The sequence below is a fragment of the Winogradskyella sp. KYW1333 genome (assembly GCF_003335675.1).
GTDB lineage: Bacteria > Bacteroidota > Bacteroidia > Flavobacteriales > Flavobacteriaceae > Winogradskyella.
In genome coordinates this window covers 320,366-336,879 of the sequence record NZ_QPHL01000017.1, presented here as the reverse complement: position 1 = coordinate 336,879, position 16,514 = coordinate 320,366, and the positions used below count along the sequence as shown (strand labels likewise).

The 16,514-nt window shown below is 35.1% G+C and carries 10 protein-coding genes; 7 read left to right on the top strand and 3 right to left on the bottom strand.

Translation table 11 applies throughout. The features are described from left to right. The first annotated feature begins 54 nt into the window (after positions 1-54). The 4 genes from DUZ96_RS11310 to DUZ96_RS11295 all read left to right on the top strand — a co-directional run bounded on the left by DUZ96_RS11310 (position 55) and on the right by DUZ96_RS11295 (position 6,323). The gene (locus DUZ96_RS11310) at positions 55-2,856 is read left to right on the top strand and encodes a TonB-dependent receptor domain-containing protein (protein ID WP_114302046.1); all 2,802 of its coding nucleotides are present in this window, start codon (positions 55-57) and stop codon (positions 2,854-2,856) included. A gap of 11 nt (positions 2,857-2,867) precedes the next feature. After that, the gene (locus DUZ96_RS11305; RefSeq protein ID WP_114302045.1) at positions 2,868-4,361 is read left to right on the top strand and encodes a G-D-S-L family lipolytic protein; all 1,494 of its coding nucleotides are present in this window, start codon (positions 2,868-2,870) and stop codon (positions 4,359-4,361) included. A 157-nt stretch (positions 4,362-4,518) separates the two neighbouring features. Continuing rightward, positions 4,519-6,027 (top strand): F0F1 ATP synthase subunit beta, encoded by a 1,509-nt coding sequence (atpD, locus tag DUZ96_RS11300; RefSeq protein WP_114302044.1) that lies wholly within the window; start codon positions 4,519-4,521, stop codon positions 6,025-6,027. Between the two features lie 17 nt (positions 6,028-6,044). Next, on the top strand, positions 6,045-6,323 hold the full coding sequence (locus DUZ96_RS11295; protein ID WP_114302043.1) for a hypothetical protein: 279 nt from the start codon (positions 6,045-6,047) through the stop codon (positions 6,321-6,323). 49 nt (positions 6,324-6,372) lie between these two features. Here the strand turns inward: DUZ96_RS11295 and DUZ96_RS11290 are convergent, their stop codons facing one another. The 3 genes from DUZ96_RS11290 to DUZ96_RS11280 all read right to left on the bottom strand — a co-directional run bounded on the left by DUZ96_RS11290 (position 6,373) and on the right by DUZ96_RS11280 (position 11,444). Further along, positions 6,373-9,639, bottom strand: a complete 3,267-nt coding sequence (locus tag DUZ96_RS11290) for a VCBS repeat-containing protein (protein ID WP_114302042.1) — start codon at positions 9,637-9,639, stop codon at positions 6,373-6,375. A gap of 61 nt (positions 9,640-9,700) precedes the next feature. After that, entirely contained in the window at positions 9,701-10,675 is a 975-nt protein-coding gene (locus DUZ96_RS11285; protein ID WP_114302041.1) for a Gfo/Idh/MocA family protein, read from the bottom strand. 1 nt (position 10,676) lies between these two features. Then, entirely contained in the window at positions 10,677-11,444 is a 768-nt protein-coding gene (locus DUZ96_RS11280; protein WP_114302040.1) for a LexA family transcriptional regulator, read from the bottom strand. 76 nt (positions 11,445-11,520) lie between these two features. On the opposite strand from DUZ96_RS11280, the gene DUZ96_RS11275 reads away from it, so the two are divergent. From DUZ96_RS11275 to DUZ96_RS11265, 3 genes are read left to right on the top strand one after another with little or no spacing between them, the layout of a single operon-like run. After that, positions 11,521-14,544 (top strand): DNA polymerase III subunit alpha, encoded by a 3,024-nt coding sequence (locus DUZ96_RS11275; protein ID WP_114302039.1) that lies wholly within the window; start codon positions 11,521-11,523, stop codon positions 14,542-14,544. After that, positions 14,534-15,751, top strand: coding sequence for a DNA polymerase IV (gene dinB, locus DUZ96_RS11270; RefSeq protein ID WP_114302038.1), 1,218 nt, complete (start codon positions 14,534-14,536; stop codon positions 15,749-15,751). Before DUZ96_RS11275 ends, dinB begins: the two co-directional genes overlap by 11 nt. After that, positions 15,642-16,508 (top strand): SOS response-associated peptidase, encoded by an 867-nt coding sequence (locus DUZ96_RS11265; RefSeq protein ID WP_114302037.1) that lies wholly within the window; start codon positions 15,642-15,644, stop codon positions 16,506-16,508. Before dinB ends, DUZ96_RS11265 begins: the two co-directional genes overlap by 110 nt. The last annotated feature ends 6 nt before the right edge of the window (positions 16,509-16,514 follow it).

The following is a 16,514-nucleotide window of genomic DNA, read 5'->3' as shown; positions in this document are numbered from 1 at the left end:
TGTTTTCATATATTTAGTTAAATTGCCCTTTAAATAAACAACTAATTCTCTAAAATGAAGACAACTTTAAAGCTTTTAGCGATGCTTTTTTGTGTGGTTTCCTTTGCACAAACCACAGTAAAAGGTAAAATTACAGACAATTCCGGCTTACCCTTACCCGGAGCAAATGTTGTAGTAGTAGGTACATCATCAGGTGCGTCATCAGATTTTGATGGAAATTATACACTGACGGCTGACCAAGAACCTCCATTTTCAATCCGTGTAACATACACGGGATTTAAGGAACAAATAATCGAAGTAACATCAAACAATCAAACAATTGATGTTTCATTAGTAGAAGGTAACGAATTAGATGAAGTGGTAATTTCAGCATCTCGTACACCTGAACGGATTTTCGAATCACCCGTTACAGTAGAAAGATTTGGTCTAAAAGAAATTAAGAATACTGCTTCGGTAGATTTCTATGATGGTTTAGAAAACTTAAAAGGTGTTGATATTAATACTAATAGTTTAACGTTTAAATCTATTAATACTAGAGGTTTTGCAACGTTTGCAAATACACGTTTTATGCAATTAGTAGATGGAATGGATAATTCTGCTCCTGCACTAAACTTCCCATTAGGAAACTTACTTGGTATGACTGAAACTGACATCCTAAGTGTCGAGCTATTACCCGGTGCATCATCTGCACTTTATGGAGCAAATGCATTTAACGGTATTCTTTTTATGCGAAGTAAAAACCCATTTGATTTCCAAGGCATCAGCGGTTATATTAAAAGAGGTATTACTTCTCAAGAAGCTGCGGGTGATAATGATTATACTGATTTAGGTATAAGAATGGCCTATAAGTTTAGTGATAAATTTGCTGCTAAAGTTAACTTTGGCTACTTAAAAGGTACTGACTGGGCTGCAACTAGTGAAGAAGATAAATTAAATCGTGGCTTGACTAGGGCTGATATTGATTATGACGGCATCAACGTTTATGGTGATGAAGTAAGTACTGATATTAATGGTGTTGCTCAGGCTTTAGAAGATTTAGGCTTAGCACCAGCAGGTATTTCAGGACTTGTTCCTTCTGTAAACGTAAGTAGAACTGGTTATAACGAAAGAGACCTTACAAATTATAATGCCGAAAGTATTAAGGCCGATTGGGGATTATATTATCGCCCATGGGAAAATGATTTCGAAATCCAATATGTTGGTAAAATAGGGTCAGGTAATACCATTTACCAAGGTGCAAACCGTTATAATATTAAGAATTTCTTTTTACAACAACATAAATTAGAAATTAGAAATGACAACTTTTTTGTTAGAGGTTATGTCACAGAAGATAAAGCCGGTGATTCTTATGATATGGTATTCACGGGTATAAATATTAACCGAGCATGGAAAGATGATAATACATGGTTCGGAGAATATGTTGCTGCTTATGCAGGTGCTACCTTAGGTGGTGCAACTAACGAAGCGGCCCATATTGCTGCCAGACAGGCCGCAGATACAGGTAGATTTTTACCAGGAACTCCAGAATATCAAGCCGCTTTTAATCGTAGTGTAAATGATCCTGATTTAAGTACAGGGTCAAAATTCCAAGATAACTCTAAGATATATCATGGTGACTTCAATTATAATTTTGGTGATCTGGTAGATTTCGCAGAAATTCAGGTTGGAGGATCGGTTAGAAGATATAGCCTTAATTCTTCTGGAACAATATACACTGATATTGATGGGCCAATTAATTATGATGAATTTGGATTGTATACACAATTGCAAAAATCATTAGAGCTTTCAGAAAGTGTAGAGTTGAAATTAACAGGGTCTTTACGTTATGATAAAAACGAACTTTTTGACGGTTTCTTTTCTCCAAGATTATCTGCTGGTTTTACAATTAATGAAGATCACAACATTAGAGCTTCTTTCCAAACTGGATTTAGAAATCCAACAACTCAAGATTTATATATTGGTCTAGATGTTGGGCGTGCAATCTTAGTTGGAGGTGCGCCAGACAATCCAGCAAGAGATATTAGAAACTATGATTTAAGCCCTACCGGTACTGCAATAACAGGACAGACTAGTTTAGAAGTTAATGGTACTGGAGCTTATAACAACTCGTTCTTCGCAAACTCTGTTGGTGCGTTTGCTGCAACAGGAAACCCTGCGGCGCTAGAAGTAGCAAATTCAAACTTAGCGCAACCTGAGCAAGTTACTTCTTATGAATTAGGATATCGAGGCAAATTTAGTGGTGTAATTGTTGATGCATCGGCTTATTATAATCAATACCAAGATTTCTTAGCTAATGAAACTGTTATATCACCTTTTTATGGAGATGTTGGTTTAAGTCAAACACTTCCTAATGGCACTCCGTTAGCGGTAGCTGCAATTGCAAATGGTGATTTCCAAGCTTACCAAACTTACACTAATGCTGATGAAGATGTAAATTCTTACGGCGCGGCGATTCAAGTATCTACCAAAGTATTAGACGGTTTTGATTTAAGTGCTAACTACACATATGCTAAGTTAGACTTTGACACGGAAGCTAATCCAGATTTTAGGACAAACTTTAATACACCAGAGCATAAAGTAAAAGTGTCGTTTGGTAAAACTGAGTTGTTTAAGAACTTTGGTTTTAATACCTCTTGGAGATGGAGTGACAATTTCTTCTGGGAAGCCTCTTTTGGTGACGGTGAAGTACCAGCATATAGTGTTTTAGATGCACAAATTAATTATAGAATACCAAGTTTAAAAACTACATTAAAAGTTGGTGCAACCAACTTATTACAAGATGAGTATTTTACAGCTTTTGGAACTGGTTTCATCGGGTCAATGTATTACGCATCTATAACTATAAATAACTTATAATAAAATTGACAATGAAAAAATTTAAATATATAATTCTATCTTTTCTAGCTATTGGATTTTTAGCATGTGAAAATGAAACTTTAGATGATCTTAGAAACAGAGGTAATACTGATACCGAGCCATTACCAGAGCTTACTTCTGGAACAGCCGACTTTTCAAATTACGTGGCATTTGGACCTTCATTTACGGCTGGTTTTAGCGATGGCTCAGTGTTTCTTGCCGCACAAGAGAATTCATTTCCAAAAATAATTGCAGATATGTTTGCTAATGCTGGTGGAGGAAACTTTACACAACCCTTGGTAAGTGATAATTATGGTGGACTTGCAGCAGGAGGAGTAAGAATTTCTGGTCCAAGATTAGTTTTTGGCGGTGCAGGACCGGTACCATTAGAATCTGTAGTTGGGCCAGTAACCGTAGGGACAGATATTGTTCTAAATAATCCTACAGGACCTTTTAATAATTTAGGAATGCCAGGAGCAAAAAGTTTTCATTTTATAGCACCTGGTTACGGAAATATTGCTAATTTACCTAATGCTAATCCATATGCGGTACGGGTTACTGGAAATACACCAAACGCCACTATTTTAGAGTTAGCTGTTGCACAAAACCCAAGTTTTTTTACTGCTGATTTGATTGGTGGTAATGACGTTTTGGGATATGCAACTGCAGGTGGTGATGAAACAATTAATCAAATTACTGATCCTCTAACTTTTGAATTTGCCTTTAATACAATAATTGATGGCCTTACAGCAAACGGAGCTAAGGGTGTAGTTACAAATATCCCATATGTTTCAAGTTTACCTTATTTTACAGCAGTTGGTCATGATGTTGTACCATTAGACCAAGCCACTGCAAATTTAGTAAACGGTGGATTTGCTGCCTATAATGGTGGCTTATTATTTGCACAGAGTAATGGGTTATTAGATGCAGAAGAAGTAGCTCAAAGGACCATAAATTTTACAGCATCAAGTAATAATGCTGTCGTGATTGAAGATGAAAATTTAACTGATCTATCTGCATTTGGCATACCAAGTTATAGACAAGCTACGGCAAACGACTTAGTGGTTTTACCAGCGGCCAGTGTCATTGGTACAACAGTAGGAGGAAACCCTACATTAATTAATGGAGTGTCGGTACCCTTAGCAGACCAGTGGATATTAACACCAGAAGAACAAATAGAAATTATTACGGCTGTTGACTCATATAACTCTACCATTTCTTCAGTTGCAAGCTCTAGAGGTTTGGCATTTGTTGATGTAAATGCTATTTTAGAAGAAGCCGCTAGTACCGGTATTGTTTTTGACGATTTTATTCATACCGCAGATTTAGTTTTTGGAGGCCTTGTAAGTCTCGACGGTATCCATCTTACTTCTAGAGGTTATGCCTATATGGCAAATGCTTTCTTGCAAGCTATAGACACAACTTATGGTTCTAATTTTGAAGCTTCGGGTAACATAGCTCGAGCAGACGATTTTGTGACTAATTATTCTCCTTTATTGCAATAAATTTATATAAATAATTAAATTAAAAACACGCTTCAATAAAGCGTGTTTTTTTTATCTCAAAAACAAGCAGTTTTTTTAAATAAAACTATATCTTTGCAGCGCGAAAAACACATTGTTTTTCAGAATTAAATTAAAGCAAAACAAAAACAATTAAGTAATGTCAAAAGTTACAGGTAAAGTTGCACAAATTGTAGGTCCGGTTATCGATGTTGAATTCGCTTCTGGCGCAGAACTTCCAAAAATTTATGATTCATTAGAAATAGCAAGACCTGATGGTTCTACTTTAGTATTAGAGGTACAATCTCACATTGGTGAAGATACAGTAAGAACTATAGCAATGGATTCTTCAGATGGTTTAAGCAGAGGGACAGAAGTTGTTGCGACTGGCGTACCAATCCAGATGCCAATAGGTGAAGATGTTTATGGACGTCTTTTTAATGTAATCGGTGATGCAATTGATGGGTTAGGTGATTTACCAAAAACTGATAAAGATGGGCTTCCTATCCATAGACAAGCTCCAAAATTTGAAGATTTATCAACTTCTACTGAGGTTTTATTTACAGGAATTAAAGTAATAGATTTAATTGAGCCATATGCAAAAGGTGGTAAAATTGGTTTATTTGGTGGTGCTGGTGTAGGTAAAACAGTATTGATTCAAGAATTGATTAACAATATTGCGAAAGGTCATGGTGGTCTTTCTGTATTTGCTGGTGTTGGTGAAAGGACTCGCGAAGGGAACGATTTACTGCGTGAGATGTTAGAGTCTGGTATCATCAAATACGGTGACGATTTCATGCATTCTATGGAAGAAGGCGGTTGGGATCTTCAAAAAGTAGATAAAAAAGCTATGAAGGATTCAAAAGCTACATTTGTATTCGGCCAAATGAATGAACCTCCTGGAGCACGTGCTCGTGTTGCTTTATCTGGTTTAACAATTGCTGAATATTTCCGTGATGGAGCTGGTGATGGACAAGGAAAAGATGTACTTTTTTTCGTAGATAACATTTTCCGTTTTACACAAGCTGGTTCTGAGGTATCTGCATTACTTGGTCGTATGCCTTCTGCGGTAGGTTACCAACCTACATTAGCAACTGAAATGGGTGCGATGCAAGAGCGTATTACGTCAACTAAGAAAGGTTCTATTACATCTGTACAAGCAGTATATGTACCTGCGGATGATTTAACAGATCCTGCACCTGCGACAACGTTTGCTCACTTAGATGCAACAACTGTATTGTCGCGTAAAATTGCAGAGCTTGGAATTTATCCAGCAGTAGATCCATTAGACTCTACATCTAGAATTTTAACAGCTGACATCTTAGGTGATGATCATTATGATTGTGCTCAAAGAGTAAAAGAGTTGTTACAACGTTATAAAGAATTACAAGATATTATTGCTATCCTTGGTATGGAAGAATTATCTGAAGAAGATAAGTTAGCTGTAGGACGTGCACGACGTGTACAACGTTTCTTATCTCAACCATTCCATGTTGCTGAGCAATTTACTGGTATACCAGGTGTTTTAGTAGATATTAAAGAAACTATCAAAGGTTTCAACATGATAATGGATGGTGAATTAGATCACTTACCAGAGGCTGCGTTTAACCTTAAAGGGTCTATTGAAGAAGCTATTGAAGCTGGTGAGAAAATGCTTGCTGAAGCTTAATTTAAAATTTCAGAACTATGTATTTAGAAATTGTATCGCCTGAAGCGACCTTATTTAGCGGAGAAGTAGACTCTGTCGCTGTTCCAGGTGTTAATGGTGAGTTTGAAATGTTAAAAAATCACGCTTCTATTGTATCTATTCTAAAAGAAGGTCATGTAAAAGTAGCTGGCAGTAACATTCAGTTAGAAGAGGAAGTAGAAGATAAATTTACTAAGTCTGATAGAGGTGTTTGGTTAGCTATTAATTCAGGTACAATTGAATTGAAAGATAATAAGCTAATTGTATTAGCTGATTAGAGAAATAATAATTACTTATTAAAAACGCCAAACTTAAAGTTTGGCGTTTTTATTTTATCCGATATAAACTTAACACATTGCTTGTATTCAATATCAATATATGAGGTATGCCTTTTATATTAATTTGTTCCATTGCCTTGGCCTCCTTATCGGTAATGTTACTTAATTCCTTAAATATTGAACTGTTTCCATTATTATGGGTTAAAATGTAGCCATTTGAGGCATCATATCTTATGGTTTCTACCTCTGCGCCATATATACTACCTATTCCAATTACTTCTAGTTTGTCATCTTGATTCAAATCTAAAAATTCAAAATCTAATGTTGGTCCAAATTGCGATTCACTTGGCAATCGTACAAATTCAAAATTCCCTTCCCCGTTGTTTTCTATAAAATAAGAACTGAATGTTGTGGCTTCTAGATGCAAGGCTGAATCAATATTATCCTTACCATAAACATCAATAATATTTGAGTTAGCAAATTCACTGTAAGTTCCAATTTTATTATTTAGAAATGGTGTTTGTTGCGATGAACATTCTTTTCCTCTCACAGGATATAAGTCACCATTATCTTCCTTACTCAATGCGATATCATAGCTTTTATTATCATCAAAATAATTAGCATATATGTGTAATGGTTCGTCCTGAGTTGGATGGAATTTATTATTCTCGCCATAATTCCCAACAAAAAAGTCTTCATCACCATCTTTATCATAATCGATAGCACGTATAGTTTGATACCAACCTGTTTTAATATCTGATTCCTGATTAACCTTAATAAAAATGCCTTCATTATTATTAAAAAAACTAACCGGCATCCATTCACCAACAACAATTAAATCCTCATCACCATCATTATCGTAATCTGAAAAAATAGCATCATTTACCAAACCAAGATTGTTCAACTCATCTCCTTTGACTGATGTTACATTAATAAAATTACCGTTTATATTTTCTAATAGATAAGATTTTGGTGATATAGGATATTTCCCTGGAACCACACGCCCACCTATAAATAAATCCAAATCACCATCGTTATCAAAATCGCCCGATGCAATAGCCTTGGTAACCGTTAGCATTACAGGCAGTTTTCCTTTTGAAAAAATTCCTTTCCCGTCATTTATATATAATCTATCCTGAAGTAAAGGATTTGCCTCATTTAAACTATAATTCCCAGAAGCTATATATAGGTCTAAGTCATTGTCATTATCAGCATCGAAGAAATGTGCGTTATTATCATTAAAAGCTTTTTCCTTTTCGAATAATTTCTGGTTACTTTTTCTAAAAGTTGCATCACTTTTTTGAATGTATAATTCAGATGTAAATCCCATAGTATTCCCAACAAAAAAGTCTTCCAATCCATCATTATTAACATCTACAACTACAAGCGCATTATCTATTTTAGATTGCTTTTGCGGTAATAATAATTGTATTTCATAATCGTTAAAATCAACTGACTTATGTTTAAAATCAATCCCTATTTCATCAGCTAAAACAGACTCAAACAATTTTACACTCTCATTCTCTGATTTTAAATCTTTCTCAGCATTTGAATAATCAATAGTCAATTTTTGGTTAGTATTAATATTGGTTAGAGTTTGAGATTTATTTTCGGGCCAAGTGACTTTAATACTATCAATCTTTTGAAATGACCCAAGACCAAAATTAATTTGATTGCTCACCGAAGACTGGTAGCCTCTACTTGCATATACTTCTCTAAGCTGCTTGGTATCTTTTGCATAAAGTTCAACTCTTGTACCAATTCCATTGATGTTATATTTAGGTCCTTTTAAGTCTATACTTAAAAAGTTAGATTTAGAATTATTACGATATATTGAAGCCATGTCAGATTGGTTATTCAATACCAAATCTAAATCACCATCATTATCTAAGTCAGCGTAAGATGCGCCATTAGAATTCAATTTTTCACCAAAACCATATTTTGAATATGAATCGTTGAATGTGTAATCTTTATTATTTACAAACATAAAATTGGCCAACTTAGCCGATGGGATTAATTCCTGAGCTTCTGTAAATCTTTCTTCTTTGTTAGTGCTTAAATCTTTATTAAGCATTGTTCTTCTAAAATCTTGATTCGCAATATCCTTTTCAATCCCATTTGTAATAAACACATCATTATAACCATCATTATCAAAATCAGCAATTAAGGGTGCCCAACTCCAATCTGTCTTTGCAATACCTGAGAATTGACCAATTTCACTATAGGTGCCATTTCCATTATTCAATTGCAACATATTAGACATGTATTGATGGTGGTAGCCTTGTTTAACCATGTGATTAAACTTAGTTATATCCATCGATGCCATATTTTCCTTACCTCGTTTTCTGTCTGAGGCTAACATGTCTAATACTATAAGATCAGGCATTAAGTCATTATTAATATCCGCAAAATCAGAGCCCATACTATTATTAGAAATGTGCTTAAAAGCGTCTAGAACAGAATTGGTAAATGTACCATCTTGGTTATTGATGTATAAAAAGTCTGGTTCAAAAAAATCGTTAGCCACATAAATATCCGGCCATGTATCATTATTAAAATCGCCTATTGATGCACTTAAACCCCAAGCCTTCTCAAACGAAATTCCTGCTGATTTTGTCACATCCTTAAATGTGCCGTCGTTATTTTGATATAAGCGATCTATGTCATCTTTTGTTATACTTGGTAGATCCTGAGGTTGTAGATATAAATCTTTGTTAGTATCGAGACTATGATTAACAAGATACAAATCTAAATCGCCATCCTTATCATAATCTAAAAAGTAAGCTTGGGTTGAAAAGCTATAATCCTTAAGGCCATATTTTACAGCTTCCTCTTTGAAAGTATTGTCCTTTTGGTTGATATAAAGCTTATTTTGCCTTGCCTTTCTATTTTTTATAGAGGCTGATTTACAAACATAAATATCTAACCAACCATCGTTATTAATGTCAATCATAGTTACCCCTGTGGACCAACCTTGGTCATCCATAACATCAGCGTCTTCAGTGATATCCTCAAAAATAAAGTTGCCTTTATTAAGGTATAATCTATTGGATTTCTGATTTGAAGTGAAGTAAATATCCTCTAATCCATCATTATTTATATCTCCAACTGCAACACCTCCTCCATTATAGATATAACTGTAATTTAAGAAATTGAAATCTACTGTTTCTTCAATACTATTTATGAAATCTATGTTGGAATGACTCGATGGGATATTTGTAAATAATGTAGTGGCTCCATCTTTATATGGCACATTATCTTTACCACAACTATAGAATAAACTCAATAGTAAAATAAGAATCTGGTTGTACTTCATTTGTAATACATGAAATACGAAGTTAAGTACTTTTTGACTAATAATTTGATGCTTATACTATTCAGATTTTACCTAAGATCTTATCCATTACCCAAGCTGTATGAGTTGCAGTTTTCCCAGTTGAAGGATGTTGAAAATCTGAATTTAAATGTTTTACCATATTCTCAACATGATACTGTTGAATATGCTTAGGGTTCTCAATAACTAAATTCTCATGATGATTTTGCACAGTAATTCCTATAGGAACTTCTCCAAAAATTGAAAAAGAAAGTTCGCCTTGGCTTCCAATAATTCTAACTTTGTCCTCTCTTTTATAAGTTCCAAAACTCCACATACCAGCTCCAACGACACCAGACTCATGCTCCCATGATCCTGAAATGATATCCTCTGCACTATATAAGTTCTGTTGGTTTCCTGATACACCGTTGGCACTTTTAAAATCACCAAATAAATAAGCAAAAAGGTCTAAACCATGACTTGCTAAATCGTCAAAATAGCCCGCTGGCGCAATTTTAGCATCAGTTCGCCAATTATAGATGTCCGATTTATCCAGATTACTTGCTGTTCGACTTAAATACCAACTCACATGTCTAACATCTCCAATTACATGCTCTTCCAAAAGGGATTTTACCTTATTAAATCGTGGTAACGACCTACGATAATAGGCCACAAATAATGGTAAGCTTTGTTTTTCAAAAGTATTTTGTATCTCTTGACACTCTGTATAACTCGGTGCCATAGGTTTTTCAATACAGCATATTTTGCTTGCTTCTGCTACTTTCAATGCATAATAATGATGAGTATCTGGTGGTGTAGCAATATAAACGGCATCAACTTGGGGATTTTTAATCAATTTGTCAGCGTCATTATAATAAAGCGGTACATCATGTCGTTTTGCATAATCTTTAGCCCGTTCTAGGTTTCTTCGCATTACAGCTACCAACTCAAAACCATCAGTCATTTTGTATGCTGGTCCGCTTTTTATTTCGGTAACATCACCACAGCCAATAATTCCCCATCTTATGGTTTGCCTCATTCTACAGTTGTTTTACAGCTTCTAGTTCTACTTTAAGTTCTTGAAACATCGTCATTATACTACTAAGTTTTAATTCTTTTTCATCGTATTCTTGTGTATTGATACAACAGGTAAATTCCCAAAGCTCTAATATACTTTCTTTAGAAACTAGGTAAGGTTTGTAAGCCTTATTATCAGAACTTAATAATAAGTCATTACTATCATCGTCTGTAAGATATATGCGTTTATAAACTAAACCATCGTTCTTAGTTAAAACGATATACGTTTTTCCATTTCTAATATCCTCAATATCTTCAACAAACTTCGCGACTACAAATGCACCATCCTTAACTGGCAACATAGAATCACCCTTAATCGGAAATGCTCTGTGTGTTCCTGTAGGTAGAAAGGGTAGCTTTATCTTTTGAAGTTGTTCTATATATTCGGGATCATCATAACCAGACAAATAGCCTGCCGAAGCTTTTGCAGGTATAATCTCAATCAAATCCTCATTGTCTTCATTAACCGTTACAGGAAATAACACACGCTTATTCCCTACTTCTATAAACGAAGTGTCCTTTGCTTTACGTAAATCTTTACGCACCAAAATATCTATAGGAATATTGAAATAATTAGACAGGTCTATCAAACGTTCTATAGGTGGTTCGCTTCTTCCCTCTTCATAAGACCCAACTACAGAACGCGTCCATCCCAAATCATCTGCAAAGCGCTCTTGAGATAACTTCTTTAAAGACCTGAGGTGCTTTATGTTAGCTTGTATAGGTTTCATCTAAATTAATTTTAACAGTATTTACTACAAATATAAGCAATAAAAACTACATATAATAGCTAATTTTGTTGGCCCCATGTATTTAAACTGTCATACATATTATAGCCTTCGTTACGGCACCATAAAACCTGAGCAACTGCTTGCCATTGCTTCAGAAAATGGTGTGCAGACTTTAGCGCTTACAGATATTAATACGACCTCAGCTTGTTTAGATATCGTTCGTCTATCCAAAAAATACAAGGTGAAAACTATTCTTGGTGTAGATTTTAGAAACAAAGCCCATCAAGAGTTTATCTTAATTGCAAAAAACAACGATGGTTTTCAAAATATAAATGATTACCTCTCTCAGTTTCTTCATAATCACAATTTAAAAATTCCTGAACGACCAAAACATGTCTTAGACGATTGTTTTGTGATTTACCCATACCAAAAAGGGAAAGATTTCAACTTGAAACCAAATGAATTTTTAGGCATTACACCCAAAGACCTTAACCAATTGAAATTTTCAAGATGGAATACACACCGAGAGAAATTGGTAGTTCTAAAAACAGTGTCTTTTCAAAACAAAAAAGGATTTAACACGCATCGCTTACTACGTGCTATTGATAATAATACCTTATTAAGTAAGCTTCCTAAATCTGAAGAAGGCTATGAGGATGATAAAATGCTACCATATGACGAATTATGTGGAATGTATTCGGAATTCCCAAGTCTTATTAGCAATACAGAGCACCTACTGAATAATTGCTCTATTTCATTTGATTTTGAAAATCCGATACCAAAAAACCAACGATTCCTCACAGAAAATGCTGATTCTGATTATCAACTTTTAGAAAAACTAACCTATGAAGGTATTCCCTACCGATATGGGAATAATGCAGATTCTAAAATATACAGCCGTATAAAAAAAGAGCTAGACATTATAAAACAAAAAGGCTTTGTGTCTTACTTTTTAATCAATTGGAAGATTTTAGAGTACGCACGTAGCAAGGATTACTACTACGTTGGTCGTGGTAGTGGTGCTAATAGTATTATTGCTTATCTGCTTCGTATTACAGATGTAGACCCTATTGAGCTCGACCTGTACTTTGAACGCTTCATTAATCTCTTTAGACAAAATCCACCCGATTTTGATATTGATTTCTCGTGGAAAGACAGAGATGATATTACCAAATTTATCTTCAACAGTTTTAAGCATACGGTACTTATTACGGTATATAACACTTTTAAATTTAGAGCGTCTGTTAGAGAACTCGGGAAAGTATTTGGATTGCCAAAGTCTGAAATGGATATGTTAACAAGAGGAAGGTTTAATATTAAAAAACTGGATAGACTATCATTACTTGTACTTAAATACAGTCAATTTATTGAAGGGTTTCCTAACTATCTTGGTATACACGCAGGTGGTATTTTAATTTCAGAAAAACCAATCCATTACTATGGTGCTACGTTTATGCCACCAAAAGGGTTTGCTACAACACAATTTGATATGGTTGTGGCAGAAGATATTGGCTTGTATAAGTTCGATATTTTAAGTCAACGCGGTCTAGGCAAAATAAAAGACACCGTAGAAATTATTGACAAAAACTACAGTAACCAACCACCTGTAGACATTCATGATATTAAACGTTTTAAAGAAGATGAACGCATAAAATACTTACTCAAAAATGCTAAGGCTATTGGTTGCTTTTATGTAGAATCACCTGCGATGCGCATGCTTTTAAAAAAACTTAGAGTAGACGACTACCTTGGTTTAGTGGCCGCAAGTTCTGTTATTAGGCCTGGTGTTTCAAAATCTGGTATGATGCGCCAGTACATTTTACGCTGTCGTCACCCAGAAAAAAGAAAAGACGCACCTCCTGTACTCTTAGATATTATGCCAGAAACCTATGGTGTTATGGTGTATCAAGAAGACGTGATTAAAGTCGCGCACTATTTTGGCGGACTCACACTTGGCGAAGCTGATATGTTACGTCGTGGTATGTCTGGTAAGTTTAGGTCTAGAGCCGAATTTTTAAAAGTAAAACAACAGTTTTTTGATAATTGTAAAAACGATGGTAAATCTCTAGAACTTACTGCAGAAATATGGCGACAGATTGAAAGTTTCGCCGGTTATGCTTTTGCCAAAGGACACTCAGCATCTTACGCTGTAGAAAGTTATCAAAGTCTATTCTTAAAAGCCTATTATCCGCTAGAGTACATGACAGCTACCATTAATAATTTTGGTGGTTTTTACAGTACAGAACTCTATGTTCATGAAGCCAGAATGCATAATGGCAGTATTGAATCGCCATGTATTAACAACTCTTACAATCAAGCTATTATCAGAGGTACTACTATTTATCTAGGGTTTATGTTTTTACAATCTTTTGAGTCTAGAACTACAGCACGTATCCTTAGAGAGCGTGAACAAAACGGCACCTTTAAATCGTTAGACGACTTTATAGAACGGGTTCCTATCTCTATAGAACAAATCAGTATCTTGATAAAGATCAACGCGTTTCGATTTACAAACATCAACAAGCGCGAACTACTCTGGGAAGCACATCTAAAGATTAGCAAAACAGTAATACAAGAACATGTAATTACCTTGTTTAAGACAAGACGAATCAACTACAACACACCAGAACTACCAAGTACAGCATTAGAAAATGCGTTTGATGAAATTGAACTGCTGGGCTTTCCGTTATGTAATCCATTTCACTTGTTAGAAGTACCATCAACAAGCAAGTTACGTGCTCAACATCTAGAACAGCTTGAAGGTAAATACGTAACCATTGAAGGGTATCTAGTCACCACTAAAAATACAAGCACATCAAAGGGTAAACGCATGTATTTCGGTACATTTTTAGATAGAGATGGTGATTTTATAGATACGGTTCATTTTCCGCCTATTGCGAGCAAATATCCGTTTAGAGGAAAAGGTGTTTATGAAATTACAGGCAAGGTGATGATAGAGTTTGACTGTGTATCTATTGAAGTTTCAAAGCTTGAACGTTTAGCTGTTATTGAAGACCCACGATATTCAATAAAGTCTACAAATCCAACATTTCAAAGAAAGAAAAGTTTTAAAGACTTTAAAGCACAATATGAACGCTAATCGCTCTATAGTACATATGGATTTAGACACTTTTTTTGTGTCTTGCGAACGCTTATTAGATAGTAGACTAAACGGAAAACCTGTACTCATTGGTGGTACCAGCGATAGAGGTGTTGTGGCATCTTGTAGTTACGAAGCACGAAAATTTGGCGTACACTCTGCTATGCCAATGCGTATGGCAAGACAACTATGCCCAGAAGCGATTATACTTAGAGGCAACTCTGGGATTTACACTAAGTTTTCACAGAATGTTACTGATGTTATAAAAGAAAGTGTGCCACTTTATGAAAAAACATCTGTTGATGAGTTTTATATAGACCTCACCGGAATGGACAAGTTTTTTGGTTGCCACAAATTAGCTTCAGAATTGCGCCAGCGAATTATTAAAGAAACAGGATTACCTATTTCTTTTGGTTTATCAATGAATAAAACCGTTTCAAAAATTGCTACAGGCGAAGCTAAGCCTAATAACGAAATTAGAATTCTTTCAGGTACTGAAAAACCATTTTTAGCACCACTATCGGTGAAAAAAATTCCTATGGTTGGTAGTGCTACCTATAAAGCACTTTGTGATTTGGGTGTAAAGCGCATCAAAACCGTACAAGATATGCCTATGGAACTCATGCATAAAGTACTAGGCAAAAATGGTCTATCCATTTGGAAAAAAGCCAATGGCATAGACAATAGTCCTGTAATACAATATTATGAGCGTAAATCTATTTCTACTGAGCGCACTTTTGGGCAAGACACCACCAATGTTCATAAACTAAAAGGATTGGTTATTGCTATGGCAGAAAATTTAGCATATCAACTAAGGCGTGGCAATAAGTTAACCGCTTGTGTGACATTTAAGATTCGATATTCCGATTTTCAGACCTATACACAGCAAAAGCGTATACCATATAGCGCTATGGACCATAACATTATTCCTGTTGTTTTAGATCTGTTTAATAAACTATATAATCGCAGGTTGTTGGTCCGTTTAATAGGTGTGCGTTTTAGTCATTTGGTCGAAGGTGGCCATCAAATCAACTTATTTGAAGACAACAAGATACAACTCAACCTAGCACAAGCCATAGATAAAATGCGAGAACGTTATGGTGATAGAGCTGTTATCAGTGCAGCAGGAATGGAAGCAAAAACCATTAGCCGTTGGAATCCCTTTAATGGTGAGCCACCACCTCTATTGGCAAATAGGCATCAATAATTATGAAAATTACTATCTTAGAATCATGTGTTATTCTTCAGCATTAAGGAAAAAACGAGAAAAAATTGAAAAAGAGCTTTGCAATCAAATAAAGGTGACGTTTGATAACAGCTCAACCTACAAGCCATATTTCCACCTCAACGGATTTACCCATGGGAATCTTCAAATCATAAAAATGGATGAACCCAATACAATCTACGATGCTAGCTGGGGAATAATACCAGATTGGGCAGTACATGATCCTGAAGTATTCAGAAAAAAAAGTAACACCTTAAATGCACGTTCAGAATCTATTTTTGATAAAGCGTCCTTTAGAAATAGCGCAGAAGATAAAAGGTGTCTCATCTTGGCAGATGGTTTTTATGAACCTCATCACGAAAATGGTAAAGCAATACCTTATTTCTGTTTCCAACCTTCAGATGAGAATCCTGACGGTGATGTGTTTCTATTTGCAGGTCTTTATAACGACATTGATGACAATACATTAAGCACAACTATACTCACAACAGATGCTAATGATTTTTTTATGGACGTACACAACAAGGGTAAACGCATGCCCTTGGTTTTAGATCCTCATTATTTTGAAGATTGGTTAGATGAAGGTTTGAGCATCCCAGAAGTTAATGAGCTAATGGCAGTTGGTATGACCAATAAACCATTTTCTGCACATCCTGTAAGCAGTGATTTATATAAAAGAAATGTAGATACTAACAAACCTTATATTATCCAACCTGTACAAAAAGATACTCTTTTTTAAAGTTAA

Coding starts and splice junctions, on each gene's coding strand:
- DUZ96_RS11310 (WP_114302046.1), top strand. CDS start 55: ATGAAGACAACTTTAAAGCTTTTAGCGATGCTTTTTTGTGTGGTTTCC.
- DUZ96_RS11305 (WP_114302045.1), top strand. CDS start 2,868: ATGAAAAAATTTAAATATATAATTCTATCTTTTCTAGCTATTGGATTT.
- atpD (WP_114302044.1), top strand. CDS start 4,519: ATGTCAAAAGTTACAGGTAAAGTTGCACAAATTGTAGGTCCGGTTATC.
- DUZ96_RS11295 (WP_114302043.1), top strand. CDS start 6,045: ATGTATTTAGAAATTGTATCGCCTGAAGCGACCTTATTTAGCGGAGAA.
- DUZ96_RS11290 (WP_114302042.1), bottom strand. CDS start 9,639: ATGAAGTACAACCAGATTCTTATTTTACTATTGAGTTTATTCTATAGT.
- DUZ96_RS11285 (WP_114302041.1), bottom strand. CDS start 10,675: ATGAGGCAAACCATAAGATGGGGAATTATTGGCTGTGGTGATGTTACC.
- DUZ96_RS11280 (WP_114302040.1), bottom strand. CDS start 11,444: ATGAAACCTATACAAGCTAACATAAAGCACCTCAGGTCTTTAAAGAAG.
- DUZ96_RS11275 (WP_114302039.1), top strand. CDS start 11,521: ATGTATTTAAACTGTCATACATATTATAGCCTTCGTTACGGCACCATA.
- dinB (WP_114302038.1), top strand. CDS start 14,534: ATGAACGCTAATCGCTCTATAGTACATATGGATTTAGACACTTTTTTT.
- DUZ96_RS11265 (WP_114302037.1), top strand. CDS start 15,642: ATGGTGATAGAGCTGTTATCAGTGCAGCAGGAATGGAAGCAAAAACCA.